Consider the following 22,382-nt stretch of genomic DNA (forward strand, 5'->3'; position numbering starts at 1 on the left):
TCTATTTTACTAATACCTTCTTTGTAGTCAATGTAGATTTATATACATCTGTAAATTGAAGGATATAGATTCCTTTCACCCACTTTTGTGTTGATACCTTTAGATTACTATTGGGTGTTAAGCTATTTTCTAAAATAAGATTTCCGTTAATAGATAGTATGTTTACTTGTAATGTAGACTTGCTATTGTTCGCTATTGTGAAATCTGAAAATGTAGGATTGGGATATACCTTTATATCTAAATTTGAACTGGTAATATTGTCTTCAATAGTGGTTGGAGCTTCGTGTATACCTATTGTTGCTAAGTAGAGTCCTCCTCCTTCAGACCCAGTAATCAGAAAGTCATTAACTACTGTACTACTCAATTTATTTCCGTAAGTTCTATCCGTAAACATATCGGATTCTTTGTTATAGAATGCTTTACTTTGATAAGTAGAGTTATCATTCTTAAAATCTCTCCAAACTCTTGGAGTGCCACTATCATCCCATACTAAAAGATCTAGTGTGCCGTCTTTATCAAAATCTGTAATAAATGCAGAAGGATATTTACGAAGCAGATTATCATTGATACCTTTGAATTCATTGTCTTCAAGAACAAAATCTAATGTTCCTGTTTGCTTATAATACTGAAGTTCTCCTCCAAACGTACCTAATAAAATATCAACTTTTCCGTCATCATCTATATCATACAAATAAGTATTTTCTTCAGGTCTGTGTTCAAAAAATAATGTTGGATTTGAAGTGTCAAAAGAAACCCCAGAGGCAGAAAATAAATAAATACCTGCTTTATTACTATTTGGCGTCCTAGCACTTATTACTAAATCTTCTACGCCGTTTCCTGTAAGATCGACTATTTGAGGATTAATGTCTATCATTCCCCATTTAGAAATAGAATAATAGTCTAGATCAATTAATTTAAATTTAGGAGTAGTTGTATTGCCAATATTTTGGAAATAAGCGATACCACCTCCTTCCATCTCATTAGCACTATTAAATGTGCCTCTATATCCAACCAATAGATCGTCTAATCCATCTTTATTTACATCATAAGCAAAAGGCTTAGAACGTTCACCTAAATCAATAGATGTAGATTGTAGGAAATTTTCTTGAATGAATGTCCACTCAGGTACAGCTGTAGTACCTGTATTTTTATATAGCCAAATGCTATTACTAAAATTTGTCAAGTCGCCTTCATTAGAAGTTAGATTAGCTCCAACAACCATATCATTTTGTCCATTATTATTAACGTCGACAAAGAAAGAGGCTGGAAAAAGTGGGAAATTTACTGGATGTGAGGATGGAAAATCAGAAATACTTTCATCAAAAAGAGCCGTAGATTCGGTACCTTTATTAGGAAGTGCAACTAAATTACTACAATTCATCTCACCAATCAGAAGGTCTTTAAGACCACTTCCATTAATATCTTCAAAACTAATAGCAGAACCTAAGTGCATTATCCTACCGTTTGATCCACATATTTCATCTCCAAAAACATACGTTGCACAATCACCACATTCCTGAAAGTTACCCCAATTATTACTTTTCTTAGTATATGACGGAGCATCTGAATTGCCTCCTGTATTTTGGTGGTATTCTATTGTTCCCCCTAATCCAGGTACAAAAGTTAAGAAGTCCAATAGACCATCTCCATTAACATCCGAAAAAGCAGGAGTATCTAGTAAAGAACAGACTAAAGGAGTTGTTGCTCCCGAAAAAGTAGTTGTTTGTAATTGAACAGGTGTTTTATTGAAAGATAATTGACTTTCAGATGAATTAGTGTGAAGGTAAATTCCATCTTCTCTACCAATAATTAGGTCTTTTTTTCCACTTCCATTGATGTCTTGAATTTGAATCCAGAAACGGATGTCACTTGGGAAAATTTCTTCGTATTGAGGGGTGTATAACCAATCTTTTGAGGTTACATTCCAGAGATAGGTATAGATTTTTCTTGTAGATCTATCAAATATGACGAGATCTTGAGTACCATTTAGGTTTAAATCTATATTAAAAAGCTGAACAGCATTTAATCCGCCAGACCAAGCATTATTAATTTGTTGATTTCCATTTTCTACAACAATGGATGTTGAGGGAACAAAACCAATATTTTGAGCATAAGAATTACTTAAACAAAATAAATAGGTAATTAATATTAATAGCGTATGCTTCATAAGGATTTTGGCTTGTAGGTTTATACTATAAATCTACTTGAAAATCTAGATAGAAACCAATTGCTTCTTTAATTATTTCTTCTCTAGAGCGTCCTTCTTTACTTGATAGTGCAGTTATTTTATCTTGAAAAGTAACTGGTAATAAAGAAAAAGTGTCTATAGCATCTTCATTCTGAACAGTAGTAGGTGTTGTATTCTCTTTTTTAGGAATAACATTTTGAACAGTAGTAGTTGCAGGAGCAGAAGGTTTATTATTACCTATTGGAGCTCCACCTAATAGGGAATCTAATCCTCCCGAAAAGCTTTTTTTTGCCATGATGATAGTTATTTAGAGTTAGGCGTTAACAGTGGTTCTTTCTAGTACTTCTTGTGCTAGTCCCCAATAATCTAACGCTCCATTGCTCTTTGGATTGTATTTAAATATGTTTGTTTGTTTTGATGGAGCTTCAGCAAGTGCAACATTTTCTCTTATAACAGTTTTGAAAAGAGTATCGCCAAAGTGTTTTTCGATGGCATCCTTTACATTTCTATTTAATATCTTTCTCTTATCAAATTGGGTAATAAATACTCCGCCAATTTCAAGATCTTGATTTAAACGTTGCTTTACTTTTTCTATTACTTCAAGAAGTTTCTTTAATCCTTGCGTTGCTAAAAATTGTGCTTGCAAAGGGAAAAAGACTTGATTCGAAGCTGTAAACGCATTAATAGTAAGTAAACCTAAACTAGGAGGACAATCAATTAATATAAAATCGAAATTGTCTTTTACTTTATTAATATGATCTTTAAGAATAAATTCCCTACCAGCTTCCATACTTAATTCAAGTTCTGCTCCAGATAAATCTAGTTCAGAAGGAATGAGTTGAAGGTCTAGCTCTAACTCTTGCATAGCTTCTTCTATTTTACAGAAGCCTCTAAGCATTGTGTAAACAGACTTCTCAGGTTCAAAGATACCAAGAGATTGACTTAAATTGGCTTGAGGATCCATGTCTATCATCAAGACACGCTTACCTAATTGATGCAGTCCTGCACCAAGATTAACAACAGATGTAGTTTTACCTACACCACCTTTATGGTTACTTATAGAAATGACTTGTGCTGCCATTGATGTTTGCGTTTGTAAGTGACGTACAGGTGCTATTTTTTATTAAAAAAGTACCTATGTTTATAGAGCAATTAACGTGCTCTATTTTTTTTCTCTTTCCATTTGGTTTGTAGACCGTAGATAATTGGTACCAAAATAAATGGAAGTTGAGCATAATCAATATAAAAATAACCTGTAATAATAGAAATTATAGCTATAACGGGTTCCATCCAGCTTTCACTACTTATTTCTTCGGCTTCTTTCTTATCCATTTCTTCTTTAAGCAGTAGATTATTTTTACTTGCGTGTCTCCATGCAAAGAAAGAACAACTACCAATTATAAAAACATTTATACCATATACTGAAATGGAAATAAAGTAGTCTGGAAAAGCAGTAGCTAAACCATTAGAAAATGGTAATAGAGCTACAAAAGCCAACAGAATTAGGTCTAGCCACATATATAATGTATCAGCTCCTTTCATTAATCGAGTTGTGGTTGTGTGCTTTAACCAGTAAACAGCCAATAAAACAAAAGTAGAAAGGAAAATACCCAATATAGGTAGTTGCTTACTTAACGCAGTTAAAAGCTCTTTATTACTTCCTATAGTTTTAACTTCAGGAAGATCTATAGCTAAAAGCAACATTGTCATTGATGTTGCAAAAATAATATCGGATAATCGAGTAATTCTTGTTAACCAACTCTTAGAAATTACTTTTTCTTTTTTATTACCTTTTTGATTTCCCATTTGTGTGAAATTGTTATTATTAATAGTAGAAATTAGAGTTGTTATGGAAGTAACATTTTTTCTAAATAACTATAACTAAATTCTATTACTCTTTTTTGATGATGATCTGAGTATGCCGAAACACCCTTCATCGGTTTTTTGATAATAATTCTTTCAGATCTGATTATATAATCATTCAGTGCATTTACCAAGAAAGTGACAATAAGTTCTTCATCACAATCTTCGTTATAAATGCCTTTTGCTTTTCCATCAAGAATATTTGAAATAAATAGATCACTTATGATTTTAGAAACCTCGTCGTTCTGAGAGATTACCTCATCTCTAAGATCCATCGTTTCTTCAACATTCATAATTCTAGATAAATCTCTATTTTCAAACGATACTTTGAAAAACTTAAGCAATGCAAATTTTATAAAAGCTAAACCCTCTTTTTCTGAGTGTTTTAGTTCCGTAACAACAGTATTAATTTGCTTAGAAAAATCAGAAATAATTTCTTTAAGAAGAGCTTCTTTTGATCCAAAGTAATAATTTATCATTCCTTGACTTACTTTAGCTCTTTGGGCAATTTCTCTAGTAGATGCTCCATCAAATCCTCTTTCAGAAATTAACTTAGTTGCAACTTTAAGAACGTGTTCTCTATTGTTTTTCATAATGGGGTTATTTAATCGAATGAATTATTTATAGTAAAGTTAATAATCAATTGTAAAAAATAAACTTAAATCTTCAATACGTGTAATGATTGCGTATATTTGTGTGTACTTTTTAAAGAAAAGTATCACTTATTAAGTAACTATATAGAGTACAACTTATTTTTTTAAGTTCCCGAACATTATCAATACTAAATCTAACAAGAACTATGAAATATAATTTATTGAAAATATTTGCTTTTGCTTTACTAATGTCTTTTGCAGGACAAGTAACCGCTCAAGATGTGCAAGAAAAACCTTTAACTGAAAAGGAACAGAGGAAACTTGCTAAGAAAAAAGCCAAAGAAGAACGTAAAAAAGCCAAGCAATTAGCTAAACAACAAGCTAAAGCAGAAGAAGTTGCTCGTTTTGAAATGTCTAAACAGGCAATGAAAGATCAAAAGTTTGTTTTACAAGCAAACCAAGTATACGATAGATATGGAAATGTTGCTCAAGTAACAAACTCTATCAATTTTATTAAACTTAATGGTGACGTTTGTGTTGTACAGTTGGGTTTTGAAGGTATTGTTGGTTACAACGGTGTTGGAGGTATTACTTTAGATGGTAAAATCACAGACCTACAAATAAAAGAAAATGAGCAAGGAGGTGTAAATATGAGCTTTAATGTACAGGGTTCTATGATGCAAGCAGCAGTTAGAATTAACCTAAATGGTGCAGATAATTGGGCAGATGCATCGGTTAGATCACAGACGGAAAATATTGAAGTAAAGTTCCGTGGTAATTTATTACCAACTGATTTGTCTTCAGTATTTCAAGGAGCAACACCCTATTAATAAAAGCATTACTTTTTAGCTTATGTGGCAGATATTTAAACGAGAAATCAATAGTTTTTTTAGTGCAATTTTAGGGTATTTAGTAGTCGCTATCTTTTTAATAATGATGGGACTATTTGTTTGGGTATTTCCACAAACAAGCGTTTTAGAAGGAAGTTATGCTTCTTTGGATGCCCTTTTTAATGTTGCACCTTATATTTTCATGTTCCTTTTACCTGCTATAACTATGCGTGGTTTAGCAGAAGAAAAGAAAACTGGTACATTAGAATTGTTGTTTACTCGGCCATTAACTGATTTTCAGATTGTTAGTGGTAAGTTTTTTGCAGCATGGGTTACAGCAATATTAGCTCTAATTCCAACAGTTATTTACTACTTTTCAATTTATAATTTAGGTGCTCCTAAAGGTAATATTGATACAGCAGCTGTTGTAGGTTCTTACATTGGTTTAATTTTACTTTCTGGTGGTTTTGCAGCAATTGGTACTTTTGCCTCGTCTGTTACATCAAGTCAGATTGTATCTTTTATAATAGCAGTAGCACTTTGTTTTGTTTGTTACGATGGAATATCATCTGTAGCAGCTATTCCAGCATTAAGCGATCAGGCTTATTCTATTGGCTTATGGGGAGTAGATTTTCATTACAGATCTTTAAGTAGAGGGTTAATAGATTCTCGAGATATATTATATTTTTGCAGTTTAATAATTATTGCACTTAGCCTAGCCAAATTATCAATTGGTAGTAGACGCTGGGAGCAATAACCTAAATTATATATGGCACAATTTAATTTAAAAGAGGCAGGGGAATTACTTGCTCAAGAATTAGAAAAAAGAGCATACGGAGATGCTCCAGAAAATTTATATGCTCCTCTACGTTATATATTATCATTAGGCGGTAAGAGATTGCGCCCTGCGTTAACGTTGTTAGGTTGTTATTTATTTGATGATGATTACAAGAAAGCAGTTGAACCGGCAATTGGTGTAGAAGTTTTTCACAATTTTACTCTAATGCATGATGATATTATGGACGATGCTCCACTTCGTAGAGGTCAGATGACTGTGCACGAAAAGTGGAATCCAAATATTGCTATTTTATCAGGAGATGTAATGTTTGTGAAAGCATACGACTACATAATGCAAGTAGAAGACAATGTATTAAGGTCTGCTATTTCATTATTTAATAAATGTGCTACCGAAGTTTGTGAAGGACAACAATTTGATATGGACTTTGAAGAACGAGCAATTGTTTCTGAAGAAGAATATATTGAAATGATTCGTTTAAAGACAGCTGTTTTAATAGGCTTTGCCTTAAGATTAGGTGCTTTAATTGGAGGAGCATCAGAAGAGCAATCTAAAGTGGTAGAAGAGTTTGGAGTAAATGTAGGACTCGGTTTTCAGCTTAAAGATGATATACTTGATGTTTATGCTGACCAAGATAAATTTGGTAAGCAAGTTGGTGGAGATATTATATCTAACAAGAAAACATTAATGCTTATCAAGGCTTTAAAACAAGCTAAAGGTGCGGATAAAGCTGAACTTCTCAAATGGTTAGAGGTCAAAGAATTTGATAAAGTTGAAAAGGTGAAAGCTGTTACTGCTATCTATGATAGATTAGATATTAAAGAAATGGCAACTTCTAAATCAAATGAATATTTTGATAAAGGATTTACAGCTTTACAAAAATTGGATGTTCCAGACAATCGAAAACAATTGTTGAAAGAATTTGGTATCTATCTTCAAAATAGAGATCATTAAGATATTTAAAAAGGTACTTTAGAAATAAGGTAGCTTTTTTTGTACAGTTGTGTTGATTACTATTTTCAATTAACAGGAATAAAAAAACCTTGAAAGAATGAATCCTTTCAAGGTTTTTTTGTGTAGACTTTTTGGTCTATCTATAGTATAAACTACTTAGCAGCAGCAAAACGTTTTGCTACTTCGTCCCAGTTTACAACACTCCAGAATGCAGAAATGTAATCAGGGCGACGGTTTTGGTAGTTTAAGTAATATGCATGTTCCCAAACATCAAGACCTAAGATTGGTGTTCCATCGCACTCACCTTTCATTAATGGGTTGTCTTGGTTTGCAGTAGAGCAAACAGAAACAGCACCATCTTTAGCACATAACCATGCCCAACCAGAACCAAAGCGAGTTGCAGCAGCGTTAGCAAATGTTTCTTTGAATGCATCAAAAGAACCAAAAGCAGCATCAATTGCAGCAGCTAAATCTCCTGTTGGAGCACCTCCACCGTTTGGAGAAAGGATTGTCCAGAATAAGTTATGGTTATAGTAACCACCACCGTTATTTCTTACAGCACCAGAAAGTGTATCAGCAGATAATAATTCTTCGATAGATTTTCCAGCGTCAGCAGTACCCTCAATAGCAGCATTTAATTTTGCAGTATATGCAGCGTGATGCTTTGAGTGGTGAATTTCCATTGTACGAGCGTCAAAATGTGGCTCTAAAGCGTCGTATGCGTAAGGAAGTTGAGGTAACTCGAATGCCATTTTAATAAGGATTTATAGTTAAATAATTTGTTTCAAAATTTGAGAAGGCGTTTTTTCAACTGATGAGAAAGGTCACCTTTTTTTTGTTTATGCTAATTAACACAATAAACTCTAAAAAGAGAATCATTTTTTCATCGAATTCATTTATAACATCATAGTTTTTATTTATGATACTCAAAATGCTCTTAAAATATAGGTGTTAAATTGTCTTTTTGGACTAACTCTGCAACTATAGATTCACCTTTAGAAAGATCTTTACAAGTCCATTCCCAGTTTTCTGAAAGAATAATTCTTCCTTCATCAATCTTAGGTGTAGAAATACACTTACCTGTCATGATTTCATCATTTAGATTTACATGTTGATAAGTAAATACTAATGAGCTATCTTCTTTTACAATACCTGTAATTGTACCCATTTTAATATTGGTACCGTGGTAAGTTGCCCAAATAACATCACCGCCCTGTCGGTAATGAAAGAATGTTTCAGCGTCTACTTCTCCGTTTTTAGAATTAGAAATAGCTCTAAAACGCTTGTTGTGATAATTAATTTTTTCCATAATAGTTCAGCTTGGTGTAAATAGTGAACAAATATAGAAATTATGCAGTTTTATTACCTATTAGAATAGAATTTTTAAGTTCGCCACCAATCCCGTTATAATCGTTACTAGCTGTCTTTATTATATACCTTGCTTCTCTCAATCTTTGGTTTACGGCACCCCAAACAGAACTTTTACTTTCTGTAGAACCTGGCATCTCCTCATAATAAGATTGGAAATCTTTTTGTTGATAGAAGATAGGGAAGAGCATCAAATTGGTATTTTTACTAATCTGTTGTCTTCTTAGGTAAGTGAAAGAGTGACCTGAGTGCATCCAAAGGTAATTTGTAAAAATATTTCTGTCGTGGTTTTTATTACTTTCAGTCTTTATTACACAAACTTCAATATCATAAGGTCTTTTTAACTTCTTATTCAATTCCCATTCAATGTACTTTTTCATAGATGCAGGTTTATCACGTAAATCGACAGAAATTAGCGTAAGTTGATAAGTAACTTCTAGTTTTTCAGGAAGTAATGCATCTAACATAGGAATCAAGTTTTCTTCTATTTCTCCTAAGTCTTTCAATAAGTAATTGTCTATAATTACCATTGAATTATGAGGATGACGAAAGCGTTCTAACTGACTCCATTTTTCGAAGCGTTTAACGGCTCCTCTATCTTTAGTTACATTGTATAATGACCAATTAAACATAAACCCAGCTTTCGATTTAATTCGATTTGGGTTTAATGTAATGATCCCATATTTATTTTCAATGTCTTCGCATTCTTGATTACTTTTATCAAGAAAAAACATTGTTTGTGGCATTGTACTTTTACTAACTACATCTAATTGATCAAATGCTTCTTTTTCACAGCGTAATGATGACCCTCCAGAAGATGCATTTTTTAGCATCTTTTTAATGTAAGGGTTCGTTTTACTCATCATTGATAATTGAGTAGGATCTACATCTAAGCGTAAATCTGCTTGTTTGTTCAAGAATGAATAGAAATCCATCCAAGAACGGCTCCAGTCCATATCGTCCAATTCATCCTCTAAAGAAGGACGTTTTGTGAAAAATGAGGTAAGGGAATTTATATTTGCGTAAGTGGTAATTCGTTCCATGATAATCGTTATTTAAGTAGCCTAATTTATTGTTGTTTCAAGTGGAATAATTCGATAGCAATATTGTCTGCTTCATCAAAGAATCCTTCTCCAAACTCATTGTCTAGCTCTCCATCTTTTAGGATATTCAATAGAGCTACTTGAGGTTTCCCTTCTGGTACTCTCTCGGGGTTATATAGGTAATATATTGTAGATTCGTACGGTGTAATTTTACGTTTAGCCGTCCAGTATTGTAATTTTCTAATTAGGTATTCAGAGTGTGTTTCTATCAAAAAATTAGTCTGATATCTTTGTGAGGCATCAATAATTAAATCTGCCAATTTAGATTGCATTTTTGGATGAAGGTTTGTTTCAGGTTCTTCAATTAATAAAGAACGATGTTCATCTAAAGCAATTTTTAGTAGAATAGGTAGCAATTGAGATATCCCGTAACCTAAGTCCGCTAAATCTAATTCATGTCCTTTTCTATCTGTAATGATTACATCTGAGGCAATTCCTTTTACAGAATTGATATGTATATCATGTCCAATTTCAAATTCTTGAATCCAAAATCGCACAAAATCTCTTGCTTTTTGATCTGCATTTTTAGCAAAATCAAATAATAAAGTACTTAAAACAGTACCGTCTGTATGAAGAAGAATACGTTTAGTACTACCTCTTTGTGCTTCTAATAAACCAAAGTTGAAGAGTTTACCACAAGATTTAAAGATGTGTTTAATTCCTTGTACACCTTCTTCAATCATTTTTATAAACCCATCTGCAAAAATAGTATCAATGTCTATGGTAAAGAGATTATGGAATTCTTCACTAGAAAGAGGAAGCTCAGGAAGATGGTCTAAACTATCTATTGAATTATAAGCTTCTTGTACATCAAGAATTTTTCTATCATTATTATCTAAAAGAGGTAGATCCCTTAATAAGAAACCAATTGATGCTATTTTAAAACCACTTCCATCTTCTTCACGTTCAGCAAGAAGTTGTTTTAAATTTTCTTTTTTAAAGGGGTTAATCTTTTTTATTTTAGGTTGATGCTCTGTCATAAATGCATTAAGACGAGAACCTAAAAGTAACATCAATTTTTTATGTATAAGTTCAGAAAGAACATTCAGTTTGTCTTCTTCTTTTATACCGGTAACCTTTGATAATTTATTGTTATCAACACTAAAGAACTTGGTTAAGGGAACATCTAAATCCATTCCCGCACCATACTCATATAAATTATTGATATCAAAGAAACTAGTGAAAACGGGTATTTCACCATCCGTTTTTATATAGTCACCTCTATGTCCGGCAGCTAATAAATAACTGTTGCCGTTTTCACTACCAACATAATGTAAACTACCATTACTTAAAGGCGTGTAGAGTAGCTTTCTTTTATTTGTAAAACGTTCTCTATACGATAAACCAACATTACACAATTTACCTTCTTTACTGTCATAAGAAAGTTCAAGAATTAAACGCTCAGTTGTATTTACACCAATAGGTTTAAAAGAGAAAATGATTTCTTTAGTACTAATATTAAGAATGTCTCGTACTAAAGAAGACATTGGGATATCCATTTCTAGCCATGAAACCAAAGCTGAACGTAACTGTTCTACTTCAGTAATATCATTCTTTCGGATAATCTTAGCCCAATTTTCATTATGTTTTTTTGTTGCTTTTTCATCTCTTGTAGGAGACGGTTTTGCTTCTGTAAGATGTTCTAATTTCTTAATACCTCTAAGTTCGTGTTCTCGATGTTTCTCGTACCACGCTCTTTTAATTAAGTCAACAAAAAATGCTTTATTTATATCTGCAGGGATTTTTAAATGATCTTCTACAGGAATATCTAATTCTTTAAGCTTTACAACTACATTAGATGCTTGCTTAAATAATTTTTCAACGTTTTCTACAGAAATTCTTTCTTCAAAAGCAATGTGTAAAAGCTTGTGTAGAATTGCCTTAATAATTGGCTTGTTTTCGATCTTCCCTTCTTTCGTTAATTTCTGTACATGACGGATCATGTCTTGAGATCTATTAATTAAGACACCTCTTAAAAAGTACATCCAATTTTTCCAATTGGGCACTTGCATTAAATCAGAGAAGCTATTGATATCTTTTAAATCTGTAAAAGCAATAGAGATATCTCTTTGTCCTAATTCAAAACGTTTAAAAGGGGCAGTACCTGGCTGAGGAGCAAATTCTAATGTAAAAGTAATTGGCTTGTCAGGGTCAGTATCATGATTACGTGCTTTATCTATATTACCTAAATTATGGTAGGGACCTCTAAAGTCGAGTTCTTCCAATCTATTTTTAGTACCATTGTCTTGTAATAATAAAAGAGCTTTAAATAATGAACTTTTACCACTACTATTTGTACCCGTTAATACATTAATTGGTGAAAAATTAAATGTAGTACGTTCTTTAAAGACACGGAAATTTTCTAAAGATAGGCTTTTGATATTGGCCATAAAAGGTTTATATATTAGTCTGTAATGATCGAATGAATTTGATTACTTTTAGGACCTATAAATTTTACTCAAATTCTAAATAGAATCTACAGTTAGACTGAAGTTTGTTGATATAAAATTTATGTGGGTTAATCTAAGTTTAATCAGTGTGCAAATATAGATTAAATCCTTTAATTGAACAAATGTTAATACTCGTCTTTCTTAGATTATAAAAAAGACGAGTGAATAATGTTATTCGTTATATAAATAAGGAGCTGTAAATGGTTTTTTAGTCAGCTTTAAACCCATGTTTTGCATGCTGACCATCGCAATATGGCTTATTAGAGGAATGTCCACAACGGCAGAGTGCAATTTGCTTATTCCCTAAACTTTCTGATGATCCTTTTGCATTTAAAGTAATACTACCTTTTATTAAAATAGGTCCATCTTTAAGAACAGTTATTTGAATGTCATTTTCTATTTCAGTAGCATCTTCTTCTTCCTGCTCTTTCTTTAGTGACAATGCTCCAGAAGGACAATTTTTGACGGTAAGAATAATATCTGCAGTTGGAGCTCCATTAATAGAAACCCAAGGTCTTTTTGTAGGATCAAATACACTTGGTAATGCCTGAAAACATTTTGTAGAATGAATACATTTACTAGGCTGCCAAACAATCTCTATGTCGTTATTTGAATATGTTTTAATAATTTCTTTATTGGGCATAAGTTTTTTACGTTACAGGGAGGAATGTGTTTAAATTGATGTGCTTATTAAGTTTTTAATACTTAAGTTATAAGTCATTTAGAATTTACATTGTAAACTCGTGTAAAACAAGTAATTATTTAATAATAATATGAGTGATAGTAGTTTTTCAGGATTCGTACAATCCTTTAAAAAATTAGCAGTTGATACCTTAAGTATTCGAGAAGGATCAGACCCAGAAGCAACTATTGAAGGAATAAAGAAGGACATGACGTTTAAAGGTCATGCAGCATGGATTTTAATTTTTTCAATTTTAATTGCCTCAATTGGACTAAATTCAAACTCTCCTGCAGTAATAATTGGAGCCATGTTAATCTCTCCATTAATGGGCCCAATTTTAGGTATTGGAACTGCAATTGGTATTCATGATGTAGACATGATGCGTAGGGCTTTAAAGAATATTGCTATTGCAGTAGTAATTAGTCTTGTTACGTCAACTTTATATTTTTCAATTTCTCCAATTACAATAGAACAATCAGAAATTTTAGCAAGGACAAAACCAACAATTCTAGATGTATTTGTTGCTATGTTTGGTGGTTTTTCTGGAATTATTGCAGGTTCTAGAAAAGAGAAAAGTAATGTAATACCAGGAGTTGCAATAGCAACAGCACTAATGCCCCCATTATGTACCGCAGGTTTTGGTTTAGCAACAGGTACATATAAATTCTTTTTTGGCGCTTTTTATCTCTTTTTTATCAATTCTGTTTTTATTACGCTGTCAACTTATATAGTTGTAAAATACTTACGTTTTCCAATTAAGAAATTTATTGATAGAAGTAAATACCGTCGTTATAGATCTTTATTAATAATATTTTTAACCATTATAGTAATGCCTAGTGGTGTTATTTTTATGAATATGATACAGGAAACTCGTTTTAAAATTGCTGTAGATAATTTTATTAATGATAACACGGTATTTCAAGGAAGTGAATTACTTACTCAAAAAATAGTATATACAGATACACTATCAACAATTGATTTGTACTATATGGGGAAAAATATTGATGAAAATAAAATCATATTCTTAAATGAAATGTTGGCTCGCTATGGTCTAAATGCTAAGGCAGGTGAATATTTTCCTTTAACAAAAAAGACACTCGTAAGAATACATCAAGAAGATGGCTCTGGGGCAGATATCGATAAAAAATTTGCTGAGTATAGTAACGATTTACACTCAAAATTATTGAGAGATATTTATACAAAAAATGATGAGGTAATACGTGATAAAGACCTCAAAATAAAATTACTAGAAAAAAGGATTTATAACTTAAATGCATCTAAGAAAGATCCTTACCCTGTACAACAATTAAATAAAGAGCTGAAATTTCAATATCCTGAAGTTGAAAAATATGCAATCACAAGTATTCAGTTACAAGAATTTGAAGGAGACTCTTTAAAAGTAATAAAACACCCTGTTTTACTCGTGAAACTATCTGATACTGTTACAGATGAACAAAGACCTGAGTATTTAGGTAAAATAGAAAAATGGATTAGAATACGATTAAATGATCCGAAATTGAAAGTATACAAATTTTAGAATTTTAAAAAAGAGTGTGAATAATTGTAACTAACATTGTTCACACTCTGTAAGTGGTTGTCATGATAGTGAATTTAATAACAGAAAAAATTAACTCTCTCATGAAATCATTAAGAAATTATTCCATATTATTATTATCAATAGTTGTTGTATTTTTTAGTTCATGTTCAAAAGATCAAGAAAATGACTTTTTTGGTCCGAATGTAAGAATTAAAAATGCTCCAAAAGAATTTAAAGTTAAGCCTTTATCAGTATTAGAATTTGATGTAGAAGCTTCTACAATTTCAGATTTTGGACTTAGTAGCATTAATTTTGAACCTAACTCTAACGAGATTCCAAACCAGAATAAAGGACGTTATAAAAATAGTATTTTCGGATCATTTGGAACATATAAATTTAAAGGTTACGCTCCCTTAAAGAAGGGTTCTTATGACTATAAGTTTGTTGCTTATACAATAGATCATCAAAAAACAACAGTTAAACAAAAAGTAACTGTTACTAAAGAGCCGTTAATTTTAACGATTGAAAACGATAAAAACCTTCCTACTGAATTAAAAGAAAAAGGAACTTATAAAATCAAAGGTACAATTGAGTCTGTAAGATCTTTTGAATACATCAGATTAAGTACTTCAGCTTTTGAAAACCCTACAGATCTTGTAAAATACGATCAGAAAAGTAGAAGAACATCAAAAAACACTTCTATTTATAAGCATACATCATACAAAGTATTAACTCATGATTTAGGTATGAGTGATGGTTACCATAAATATGCATTTGAGGTAGAATTTACAGTAACTAAAGGTAGAGCAGGAAAAGATCTTAAAGAATTTAAAGTTGCTTTAAATGTTAAAGATGATGCTTATCACGATAAGAGATATAGAGAAAATTCACTTAAAAAAGAATGGTCTCATACATTGAAAATCAAATAGTTAGAGGTAAATAATAAGTATTTTTTAATATTCCTTGTCTTATCCTTTTGATCCAAAAAAATATCATGAAAAAGTCTATAACATTAATTGTCTTGTTTATTTCTTTACTAGTTTCTAATGTAACATTAGCTTCAGAACCTTTGGAAGATGGTACTGGATTTACAGGGAAATGGCATTTAGAAGTTGTTGATTATTTAAATGAAGGAAGAACAATTTCTGGAGATGAAATGTTTGGATCAGCTCAATATCAAATTTTTGATGAAGATGGGAAATTTATCCAGATAGGACCAGAAGGGAAAAGAAAGGGTAAATATACTTTTGATTTGACGCAAGAGAAATTAATAATTGATACCAAAGTCAAAGGTTCGAAAGAGCAAATTACTTTTCAGGTAATCAATAAAAAAGAAAATACATATGTTTTGGAGTACATTTCTGGTGATACAATAATGTTACTTCACTTCACGAAAAAGAATTAATTATAATAGTTTATACAGTTTTTTTGGAGACTTAATGGAATTTTTCTGTTAAGTCTTTTTTCTTTTAGCCATTTTTAGAGTAGGGTATAACTGTGATGTAAATATCCTACTCTATTAATTTCTAGTCTTTAGAAACGTACTGCTCTTGTTTTATTGCTATCTGTTTTAGCATATACTCAAGGTCTGTTTCATTTTTAATAATATGATTAGACAAAGAAAAACGATTTTCGCCATCAGATAGTTCTACATGAGGTTCTATTCTTATTGCTGATGGAAAATGCCATACAGAAAAGTTATAAGAAAGGTATTTAATCATGGAGATGTTATCTTTCTTATTATAGAAGTGCTCAAACAGTTCTGGTTTACTAAACAAGACTTCGTATTTTTTTGAAAGCCAATAATAATAATCTGCCCAACTTTCAATGGCATAATATTCATTACCTGCTTCATAGTAATCAAAAACTAAGTTACTTCTAGATAATGAGTCGCTTTTAGCTCCATGCCCCGTTATGTGAGGAGGTGGAGAACTAGAAAAAGCAGAATAACTACTAAATTCATTCGCAGAAATTACATGGTAATCGCCAACATCTTGTGCGTTTAAAGACCCTATTATACAAAATAATAGGACAATAGTGAGTCGTAACATGATAAAATAAGTTAGTAATGAGAATAGATAAATATACTTAATATATGTAAATGAGTTAGTTAATTTTAAATGAATCGTTGTTGCTTTTGTGATTTTTGTAGAAAAATCCATCATTAACTACGAAAAGTGTAATGATGGATTATTGTATTTGATTAAATATTTTTTGGTAATATCTTATTTAACAGAACGCCAACTAACGCAGCTATAGTTAAACCCGATACTGAAATGTTATTCCATATAGCCACATCTTTTATTCCTATACCTAATACAAATATTAGGGCTGCAATTATTAAATTTCTTGAATGTCCGAAATCTAGTTTTGCAGAAATTAATGTTCTAACGCCTACAGCAGCAATCATTCCGAAGAGAATAATAGAAATACCACCCATTACAGGAACAGGGATAGTTTGTAATATTGCACCTACTTTACCAATAAAGCTAAGTAGAATAGCAAATACAGCTGCTATGCGAATTACTGAAGGGTCATAAACTTTTGTTACTGCCAATACTCCAGTATTCTCTCCGTATGTAGTGTTAGCAGGTCCCCCGATTATACCTGCAAAAATTGTTGCCAAGCCATCACCAAGCATTGTTCTGTGTATACCAGGATTTTTGAAAAAGTCTTTGCCTACAACAGCACCATTTGTTGTTATATCACCAATATGTTCTATAAATACTACGAGTGCAATAGGAGCAATAGCAAAGAAACCAGTCCATGAGAAGTGTGGAAGTGTTAACACTTGATCTAATGTATCTCCTGTGAATCCAAACCAATGTGCATTTTTTATGGCTGTATAATCTACAACACCTAATGCAGCTGCTAGTAAATATCCAACAGTTACAGATATTAAAATAGGCATTAATCTAAAGAAAGAATGGTTAACCATAGATGATATTACCATAGTAACAATTACCGATAGGGCAATTATTAAACTTTGCGTATCGAAAGTGCCTTCGTTATATCCTGCCATTTGTAGAGCAATAGGACTTAAACGTAAACCAATAACCATAATTGTAGGACCGATTACAATTGGAGGGAAAAAAGATTGTACGCCTTTTACACCAAATTTTTTGATTATAAATGCCATTAAGACATAAACCAAACCAGCTCCAATTATACCTGCTTTTACTTCGGCAAGTCCTTCTTGTTTTAAAACAAGGCTAATTGCACCAATAAAGGCAAATGAAGAACCTAAAAATACAGGAACAATTTTCTTTGTTACTTGATGGAATATTAATGTGCCACATCCAGCAGTAAATAGTGCTATTACAGGACTTAAACCTGTTAGAAAAGGAACCAATACTGTTGCTCCAAACATGGCTAATACATGTTGAAGACCAAGAAGATATTTTGTTTTTCCAGAAATAGAATCCATATGAAGGGAAATTTGTTTACATAAATCACACAAAGTTAATAGATTGGCTTAGCAACTTTTAATGATACTGGTTGTTGTTTTCGTTTATTATGGAATTTTTTGATCAAATAGATTTTATAAAATTATCAATTACTCTTTTTATTTATGCTGTTTTCATGCGATCTTCAATAAGGTGAACTTTATTTTTATTACTAATCTCTTTTTAACTTTATGTATAAATCTCTATTAATTTTCTTTTTACTCTTATTTTCTATTCAAATAATTTCAGCTCAAGAAAAGAAAGAGCCAAAACACTTTATCTCAATTACTAATGCAAATACTTATATTCCAAAAGGAGCAGGAGTAGATAACTTAGATCATAAAGGACATTTTGTACCCGGTTTTGGTATTGATTATTTATATCGGTTTTTACCAAAATGGGAAGTGGGTATTATGGCAGACTTTGAAATAGGTGAGTATATTATTCCTCATGATGAACCATTAAAACGAGAAAATGCTTTAGTACTAGCAGTAGTAGCAACTTACACTCTTATTCCCAATTGGAATGTATTTATGGGTGGAGGAGTAGAATTAGAAAAAGACCATAACCTTGGTATTTTTAGATTGGGTACAGAATATGCATTTCCAATCGGTCAGCAAGGTTGGGCAATTCCTTTGGGAGTATTTTATGATATAAAAGAAGGTTATGATGCCTGGTCTATTAGTGTGGGTGTTGGAAAAGCCTTTTAAAACAAAAACGGATAGTTATTTTTTTGTAACTATCCGTTTTTGATTAACTTTTTAATATGATTTCTGTAATCTCTGGATCCATACCAATTCTACCTGCGTAGGCATGGTAGCCAAAGCCTCTATTTACATACAATTTCTGATCTTCTTTTTCGTAAAGACCTGCCCATCTAGGGTATTTATATTGAACAGGACTCCATTTTATTCCAGGAATTTCTATTCCAAATTGCATTCCGTGAGTATGACCAGCCAACATTAAATCCATGTCTTTATGATCTGTCACTTTTTCATCCCAATGTGATGGATCATGAGAAAGAAGTATTTTAAAAGGAACATTGCCTAAACCTTGGTTTGCCTTATCTATATCTCCAAATTGAGGGAAAGGCTTTAAGCCCCAGTTTTCTACACCAACAATCCCTATTTTTTCTCCATCAATTTCTATAGCTCTATTCTCATTCAATAGTAAATCGAAACCAATATCTCTATTCGCCTTTTTTACAGCATCAAGATTTTGAATTTTTTCTGTAGCAGAATCCCATTGTACATAGTCTCCATAATCATGGTTTCCGAGAATAGAGTACATACCATGTTTTGCTTTTAAGTTTTTAAAGACTTCAATCCAACCGTCTGTTTCAGAAGCAAAATTATTCACTAGATCACCTGTGAAAACTATAATATCAGGGTTTCTGCTATTAATCATTTCAATTGCTTTAGCAACAGATTCATGTCCTTTAGGGAAACTACCAATATGAATATCTGATATTTGGATTACTTTAAAGCCATCAAAAGCTTTTGGTAAATTTTTGAATGACAGATTTTTTCTAATCACCCTAAAGTTAAACCTACCTTTTGTGTAACCGTAGGCAAATGCACCCAATGGAATTGTAGCAAGTCCTGCACCTACAAATGTTAGAAATCTAGCTCTACTAATTGTATCTCCGCTAGGATTTACTTTGCTACCATTTTGGAAAAAGTGAAATACTTTACTTCCCATGTAGGCAAGATCATCTGCCCCATGAAAAATATTAAAAACTAACTTTGTAGCAATAGACATTAATAATAATGCACTAATGCTAAAGAAAATATTTGTGTATTCTGGTAACCTAAACTTATCTAAGTTGAGAACAGTCCAAATTAATGACAAGTAAACAGTTGTATTAAATAGCCAATAAATTCCTGTGGCTATTTGTCTGTACATCGGAGAAATATTTTCTGTAATTAATCGAATACCTTTAAAAGCGTAAAGGTCTATTGAAGTAATTACAACCAATACAACACCAAGAATAATTAATGCTTTGCTATTCATGTTTGTAAATAAATTAATTTGACATAATTATTGTTCAAACAACTATTATACTAAAATACAATAACTGACAAATTGGCTTATTGTTATAAAGCAATGTTTTCTTTATGTCCAAAAACCCTTTTTAGATAGGCGATCATGTATTCTTTAGAGGGTTTAAAGCGATAACTTTTTTGTTCGTAATCTATAGAACCATCTTTATTAGGTGTTAAATGATAAACAAAAACAGTTCTTCCTTTCCCTTTTCCTTTCCATCCATCAAATGTTCCGAAACGAAGATCGTTTATCCAAATGCTATTACCGTGATCTTCTACTGTATAGAAACCTTTGGTAACATATAACAACTTATCCGTTTTAGAAGATGGTGGCAGTTTATTTAAAAGTTGATGGTTTTTAGGAGAAACTGAAAAAGTGACTTTTTTATCTTTATCAAAAACGGAATAAAAACCAGTGTAATAGGTCGAATCAGTTTGTACACTAGTTGCCCAAAGCCAAATGTTTAAAGGAGTAGGCTTTGTGATATACTTTTGATAAGTAATTCCTTGCTCTTTTAAATTGGCTTCGAATACATTATTCGCTTTATTCTGTAGCACAAACCCTAATAGTAGATAGGCTGTACTAATCCCCAATCCTATATAATTTAATTGTTGTCTAATCTTACTGTCTTTAGGTTTACATAGAGCAATAATTAATAGAATCATAAAAGGGAGAGTATAATGCGGATCTACTACAAATACGGTGTAGGTAGCAAAACCATAAGGAGTAAATGGCCACATTAATTGTGTGCCCCAAGTTGTGCAGGTATCAAGTAATGAATGGGTAATGAACCCTAAGAAAAACAGTAATGTCCATTCTTTAAAAGTGTCTTTTTGTTTGCCAAATAATTTATGACATAAATAGCCAAATATTGGTGCAGCTAAAAAGCAAAATAAAAATGAATGGGTAACACTTCTATGAAAAGTTAACTCTCCAACGGTATCTAAGAATGGAGATGCCAAGGTATCTAAATCTGGAATTGTTCCTGCAATAGCTCCAAAAATGGCTGCTTTAAGACCTATTTTTTTACCTAAAACAGCTTCTCCAACAGATGCACCTAAAACAACTTGAGTTAGTGAGTCCATATATATTCGTTAAATATTATTAAAAAAGTGAGTTTTTTTAAACAAAAAATATCTCTAACAATGTCTACACGATAAAATTTAAATTTTAGGATAAATAATTGTTCATATCGGAGAAAGATTAGTTGTTTAATTTACACATAAAATAAATCTCGACTGAAAACAGAGTTTCTATTTTTTTATCATTAAGCAAACTTGATAAATAATTTTTGATTCAACTAATCTAAATTTTCAATCTAACTTAACTATCATTTTAATTATGAAAATTAAACACTTAATCATTGCAAACATTGTAGCATGTTCATTTATTGCATGTGCTCAAGAGGCCAAACAACAAGACGAAGTAGTAGAAGAAGAAGTTGTTGAAGTAGTAGAAGTTGTAGAGACAGTTACTGAAGAAGTAAAGGTTGCTAACGACACAACTATTGTTTTAACAGCAACAGAAGAAGTAGTAAAAGAAGAGGTTTTGGAAGAAGCTGAAGCACAAGAAACGGTACCAACTGGAAAGCCTGAGTAATACTTTACTACGCATAAATTAAAAGGAGATCATAGCAACTATGATCTCCTTTTTTCTTACCAAGATATTTTTTCTTTATTTAAAAAAGAGGAAATTCCTTTTTTGCAATCTGCTGATTCTCTTGCTTTAGCATTTTCTTTTACCGCAATATTTAATGCTTCTTCAATTGGTAAATGCCACGTGGAATTTAATAATTTCTTTGTATTCATTTTTGCCTCTAAAGAAGTTTCTGATATTAACTTTAAAGCAAAGCTTTCTACTTCTTCTTCTAAATTAGCTTCTGTGGTAATTCCATTGATTAGCCCATATTCTAAAGCTTTATCAGCTGTTATAGTTTGTGCAGAAAGCAACAATTGTTTGGCCTTTCCTTCTCCAATTTTGCGGGCCAAAAATATACTTACAATTGCAGGTATAAAACCAATTTTCACTTCAGAATAACAAAATTTCGTATTGTTAGCAGCAAAAGAAAAATCGCATAAAGTAGCTAATCCACAGCCCCCAGCAATAGCAGCTCCGTGAACACTAGCTATAATTATTTTAGGGAAAGTATATATTTTATAAAATAACTCTTTTAATGCATTAGAGTCGTTTACGTTTTCCTCAAAAGAGAAATTCTGAAGGTTTTGTATGTATTGTAAATCAGCACCAGCACAAAAAGCTTTTCCTGCACCTTTTAGTACTACAGCACTTACTTCTGTATCATTTTCAATTTCATTTAAAACCTTTGATAATTCTGCCACTAAATCAGCATTTAGAGCATTTCTTTTCTCTGGCCTATTTAAAGTGATGTACGCTATTCGTTGTTTTTTTATAAAAATTAGAAGAGAATTGTCCAACATGTTAATTGATATTTAATTGGTGATAAATAGCATCGATTAAACAACTAATATCTATTATTTTCACTGCTAATCAAAAAACACCTTATAT

The 22,382-nt window shown here is 31.7% G+C and carries 23 protein-coding genes; 8 read left to right on the forward strand and 15 right to left on the reverse strand.

The features are described from left to right. Position 1: 1 nt before the first annotated feature. From EI427_RS01615 to EI427_RS01635, 5 genes are all read right to left on the reverse strand, one after another. Positions 2-2,167 (reverse strand): T9SS type A sorting domain-containing protein, encoded by a 2,166-nt coding sequence (locus EI427_RS01615; RefSeq protein ID WP_126610925.1) that lies wholly within the window; start codon positions 2,165-2,167, stop codon positions 2-4. Between the two features lie 25 nt (positions 2,168-2,192). Continuing rightward, positions 2,193-2,483, reverse strand: coding sequence for a ribbon-helix-helix domain-containing protein (locus EI427_RS01620; protein ID WP_126610926.1), 291 nt, complete (start codon positions 2,481-2,483; stop codon positions 2,193-2,195). 18 nt (positions 2,484-2,501) lie between these two features. Next, positions 2,502-3,269: a ParA family protein gene (locus EI427_RS01625; protein WP_126610927.1), complete on the reverse strand. Its 768-nt coding sequence runs from the start codon at positions 3,267-3,269 to the stop codon at positions 2,502-2,504. Positions 3,270-3,340: 71 nt separating this feature from the next. Then, positions 3,341-3,994, reverse strand: coding sequence for a TMEM175 family protein (locus EI427_RS01630; protein ID WP_126610928.1), 654 nt, complete (start codon positions 3,992-3,994; stop codon positions 3,341-3,343). A 41-nt stretch (positions 3,995-4,035) separates the two neighbouring features. Further along, positions 4,036-4,644: a TetR/AcrR family transcriptional regulator gene (locus tag EI427_RS01635; protein WP_126610929.1), complete on the reverse strand. Its 609-nt coding sequence runs from the start codon at positions 4,642-4,644 to the stop codon at positions 4,036-4,038. Between the two features lie 206 nt (positions 4,645-4,850). On the opposite strand from EI427_RS01635, the gene EI427_RS01640 reads away from it, so the two are divergent. From EI427_RS01640 to EI427_RS01650, 3 genes are read left to right on the forward strand one after another with little or no spacing between them, the layout of a single operon-like run. Continuing rightward, positions 4,851-5,474, forward strand: a complete 624-nt coding sequence (locus tag EI427_RS01640; protein WP_126610930.1) for a DUF4251 domain-containing protein — start codon at positions 4,851-4,853, stop codon at positions 5,472-5,474. Positions 5,475-5,496: 22 nt separating this feature from the next. Then, on the forward strand, positions 5,497-6,231 hold the full coding sequence (gene gldF / locus EI427_RS01645; RefSeq protein WP_126610931.1) for a gliding motility-associated ABC transporter permease subunit GldF: 735 nt from the start codon (positions 5,497-5,499) through the stop codon (positions 6,229-6,231). A 12-nt stretch (positions 6,232-6,243) separates the two neighbouring features. Then, positions 6,244-7,224: a polyprenyl synthetase family protein gene (locus EI427_RS01650; protein ID WP_126610932.1), complete on the forward strand. Its 981-nt coding sequence runs from the start codon at positions 6,244-6,246 to the stop codon at positions 7,222-7,224. Between the two features lie 152 nt (positions 7,225-7,376). Here EI427_RS01650 and EI427_RS01655 read toward each other — a convergent pair whose 3' ends face one another. From EI427_RS01655 to EI427_RS01675, 5 genes are all read right to left on the reverse strand, one after another. After that, positions 7,377-7,976: a superoxide dismutase gene (locus EI427_RS01655; RefSeq protein ID WP_126610933.1), complete on the reverse strand. Its 600-nt coding sequence runs from the start codon at positions 7,974-7,976 to the stop codon at positions 7,377-7,379. A gap of 185 nt (positions 7,977-8,161) precedes the next feature. Beyond that, positions 8,162-8,533, reverse strand: a complete 372-nt coding sequence (locus EI427_RS01660; protein WP_126610934.1) for a n-acetylglutamate synthase — start codon at positions 8,531-8,533, stop codon at positions 8,162-8,164. A 40-nt stretch (positions 8,534-8,573) separates the two neighbouring features. Further along, a complete protein-coding gene (locus tag EI427_RS01665; protein WP_126610935.1) occupies positions 8,574-9,635 on the reverse strand; it encodes a hypothetical protein in 1,062 nt (353 codons plus the stop codon). A gap of 26 nt (positions 9,636-9,661) precedes the next feature. Beyond that, positions 9,662-12,085 carry an AAA family ATPase gene (locus tag EI427_RS01670; RefSeq protein ID WP_126610936.1) on the reverse strand — a complete coding sequence of 808 codons (2,424 nt, stop codon included), beginning with the start codon at positions 12,083-12,085 and terminating at the stop codon, positions 9,662-9,664. Positions 12,086-12,353: 268 nt separating this feature from the next. Next, entirely contained in the window at positions 12,354-12,788 is a 435-nt protein-coding gene (locus tag EI427_RS01675; RefSeq protein WP_126610937.1) for a (4Fe-4S)-binding protein, read from the reverse strand. Between the two features lie 130 nt (positions 12,789-12,918). On the opposite strand from EI427_RS01675, the gene EI427_RS01680 reads away from it, so the two are divergent. The 3 genes from EI427_RS01680 (at position 12,919) to EI427_RS01690 (ending at position 15,769) form a co-directional block, all read left to right on the forward strand. Then, positions 12,919-14,364, forward strand: a complete 1,446-nt coding sequence (locus EI427_RS01680) for a DUF389 domain-containing protein (RefSeq protein ID WP_126610938.1) — start codon at positions 12,919-12,921, stop codon at positions 14,362-14,364. A 101-nt stretch (positions 14,365-14,465) separates the two neighbouring features. Next, on the forward strand, positions 14,466-15,293 hold the full coding sequence (locus EI427_RS01685; RefSeq protein ID WP_126610939.1) for a hypothetical protein: 828 nt from the start codon (positions 14,466-14,468) through the stop codon (positions 15,291-15,293). Positions 15,294-15,358: 65 nt separating this feature from the next. Then, positions 15,359-15,769 (forward strand): hypothetical protein, encoded by a 411-nt coding sequence (locus EI427_RS01690; RefSeq protein WP_126610940.1) that lies wholly within the window; start codon positions 15,359-15,361, stop codon positions 15,767-15,769. Positions 15,770-15,890: 121 nt separating this feature from the next. Here the strand turns inward: EI427_RS01690 and EI427_RS01695 are convergent, their stop codons facing one another. Further along, positions 15,891-16,415, reverse strand: a complete 525-nt coding sequence (locus EI427_RS01695) for a hypothetical protein (RefSeq protein ID WP_126610941.1) — start codon at positions 16,413-16,415, stop codon at positions 15,891-15,893. Between the two features lie 152 nt (positions 16,416-16,567). Continuing rightward, entirely contained in the window at positions 16,568-17,791 is a 1,224-nt protein-coding gene (locus tag EI427_RS01700; RefSeq protein WP_126610942.1) for a uracil-xanthine permease family protein, read from the reverse strand. Positions 17,792-18,001: 210 nt separating this feature from the next. On the opposite strand from EI427_RS01700, the gene EI427_RS01705 reads away from it, so the two are divergent. Further along, positions 18,002-18,520, forward strand: coding sequence for a hypothetical protein (locus tag EI427_RS01705; protein WP_126610943.1), 519 nt, complete (start codon positions 18,002-18,004; stop codon positions 18,518-18,520). A gap of 43 nt (positions 18,521-18,563) precedes the next feature. On the opposite strand, the gene EI427_RS01710 is transcribed toward EI427_RS01705, so the two are convergent. After that, the gene (locus EI427_RS01710; RefSeq protein ID WP_126610945.1) at positions 18,564-19,823 is read right to left on the reverse strand and encodes a metallophosphoesterase; all 1,260 of its coding nucleotides are present in this window, start codon (positions 19,821-19,823) and stop codon (positions 18,564-18,566) included. An 83-nt stretch (positions 19,824-19,906) separates the two neighbouring features. Next, positions 19,907-20,941, reverse strand: a complete 1,035-nt coding sequence (locus EI427_RS01715) for a metal-dependent hydrolase (protein ID WP_126610947.1) — start codon at positions 20,939-20,941, stop codon at positions 19,907-19,909. 256 nt (positions 20,942-21,197) lie between these two features. On the opposite strand from EI427_RS01715, the gene EI427_RS01720 reads away from it, so the two are divergent. After that, the gene (locus EI427_RS01720; protein ID WP_126610949.1) at positions 21,198-21,455 is read left to right on the forward strand and encodes a hypothetical protein; all 258 of its coding nucleotides are present in this window, start codon (positions 21,198-21,200) and stop codon (positions 21,453-21,455) included. A gap of 56 nt (positions 21,456-21,511) precedes the next feature. Here the strand turns inward: EI427_RS01720 and EI427_RS01725 are convergent, their stop codons facing one another. Next, a complete protein-coding gene (locus tag EI427_RS01725) occupies positions 21,512-22,294 on the reverse strand; it encodes an enoyl-CoA hydratase/isomerase family protein (protein ID WP_126610951.1) in 783 nt (260 codons plus the stop codon). Positions 22,295-22,382: the final 88 nt, after the last annotated feature.

It is taken from the genome of Flammeovirga pectinis, from assembly GCF_003970675.1.
GTDB lineage: Bacteria > Bacteroidota > Bacteroidia > Cytophagales > Flammeovirgaceae > Flammeovirga > Flammeovirga pectinis.

Coding starts and splice junctions, on each gene's coding strand:
- EI427_RS01615 (WP_126610925.1), bottom strand. CDS start 2,167: ATGAAGCATACGCTATTAATATTAATTACCTATTTATTTTGTTTAAGT.
- EI427_RS01620 (WP_126610926.1), bottom strand. CDS start 2,483: ATGGCAAAAAAAAGCTTTTCGGGAGGATTAGATTCCCTATTAGGTGGA.
- EI427_RS01625 (WP_126610927.1), bottom strand. CDS start 3,269: ATGGCAGCACAAGTCATTTCTATAAGTAACCATAAAGGTGGTGTAGGT.
- EI427_RS01630 (WP_126610928.1), bottom strand. CDS start 3,994: ATGGGAAATCAAAAAGGTAATAAAAAAGAAAAAGTAATTTCTAAGAGT.
- EI427_RS01635 (WP_126610929.1), bottom strand. CDS start 4,644: ATGAAAAACAATAGAGAACACGTTCTTAAAGTTGCAACTAAGTTAATT.
- EI427_RS01640 (WP_126610930.1), top strand. CDS start 4,851: ATGAAATATAATTTATTGAAAATATTTGCTTTTGCTTTACTAATGTCT.
- gldF (WP_126610931.1), top strand. CDS start 5,497: ATGTGGCAGATATTTAAACGAGAAATCAATAGTTTTTTTAGTGCAATT.
- EI427_RS01650 (WP_126610932.1), top strand. CDS start 6,244: ATGGCACAATTTAATTTAAAAGAGGCAGGGGAATTACTTGCTCAAGAA.
- EI427_RS01655 (WP_126610933.1), bottom strand. CDS start 7,976: ATGGCATTCGAGTTACCTCAACTTCCTTACGCATACGACGCTTTAGAG.
- EI427_RS01660 (WP_126610934.1), bottom strand. CDS start 8,533: ATGGAAAAAATTAATTATCACAACAAGCGTTTTAGAGCTATTTCTAAT.
- EI427_RS01665 (WP_126610935.1), bottom strand. CDS start 9,635: ATGGAACGAATTACCACTTACGCAAATATAAATTCCCTTACCTCATTT.
- EI427_RS01670 (WP_126610936.1), bottom strand. CDS start 12,085: ATGGCCAATATCAAAAGCCTATCTTTAGAAAATTTCCGTGTCTTTAAA.
- EI427_RS01675 (WP_126610937.1), bottom strand. CDS start 12,788: ATGCCCAATAAAGAAATTATTAAAACATATTCAAATAACGACATAGAG.
- EI427_RS01680 (WP_126610938.1), top strand. CDS start 12,919: ATGAGTGATAGTAGTTTTTCAGGATTCGTACAATCCTTTAAAAAATTA.
- EI427_RS01685 (WP_126610939.1), top strand. CDS start 14,466: ATGAAATCATTAAGAAATTATTCCATATTATTATTATCAATAGTTGTT.
- EI427_RS01690 (WP_126610940.1), top strand. CDS start 15,359: ATGAAAAAGTCTATAACATTAATTGTCTTGTTTATTTCTTTACTAGTT.
- EI427_RS01695 (WP_126610941.1), bottom strand. CDS start 16,415: ATGTTACGACTCACTATTGTCCTATTATTTTGTATAATAGGGTCTTTA.
- EI427_RS01700 (WP_126610942.1), bottom strand. CDS start 17,791: ATGGATTCTATTTCTGGAAAAACAAAATATCTTCTTGGTCTTCAACAT.
- EI427_RS01705 (WP_126610943.1), top strand. CDS start 18,002: ATGTATAAATCTCTATTAATTTTCTTTTTACTCTTATTTTCTATTCAA.
- EI427_RS01710 (WP_126610945.1), bottom strand. CDS start 19,823: ATGAATAGCAAAGCATTAATTATTCTTGGTGTTGTATTGGTTGTAATT.
- EI427_RS01715 (WP_126610947.1), bottom strand. CDS start 20,941: ATGGACTCACTAACTCAAGTTGTTTTAGGTGCATCTGTTGGAGAAGCT.
- EI427_RS01720 (WP_126610949.1), top strand. CDS start 21,198: ATGAAAATTAAACACTTAATCATTGCAAACATTGTAGCATGTTCATTT.
- EI427_RS01725 (WP_126610951.1), bottom strand. CDS start 22,294: ATGTTGGACAATTCTCTTCTAATTTTTATAAAAAAACAACGAATAGCG.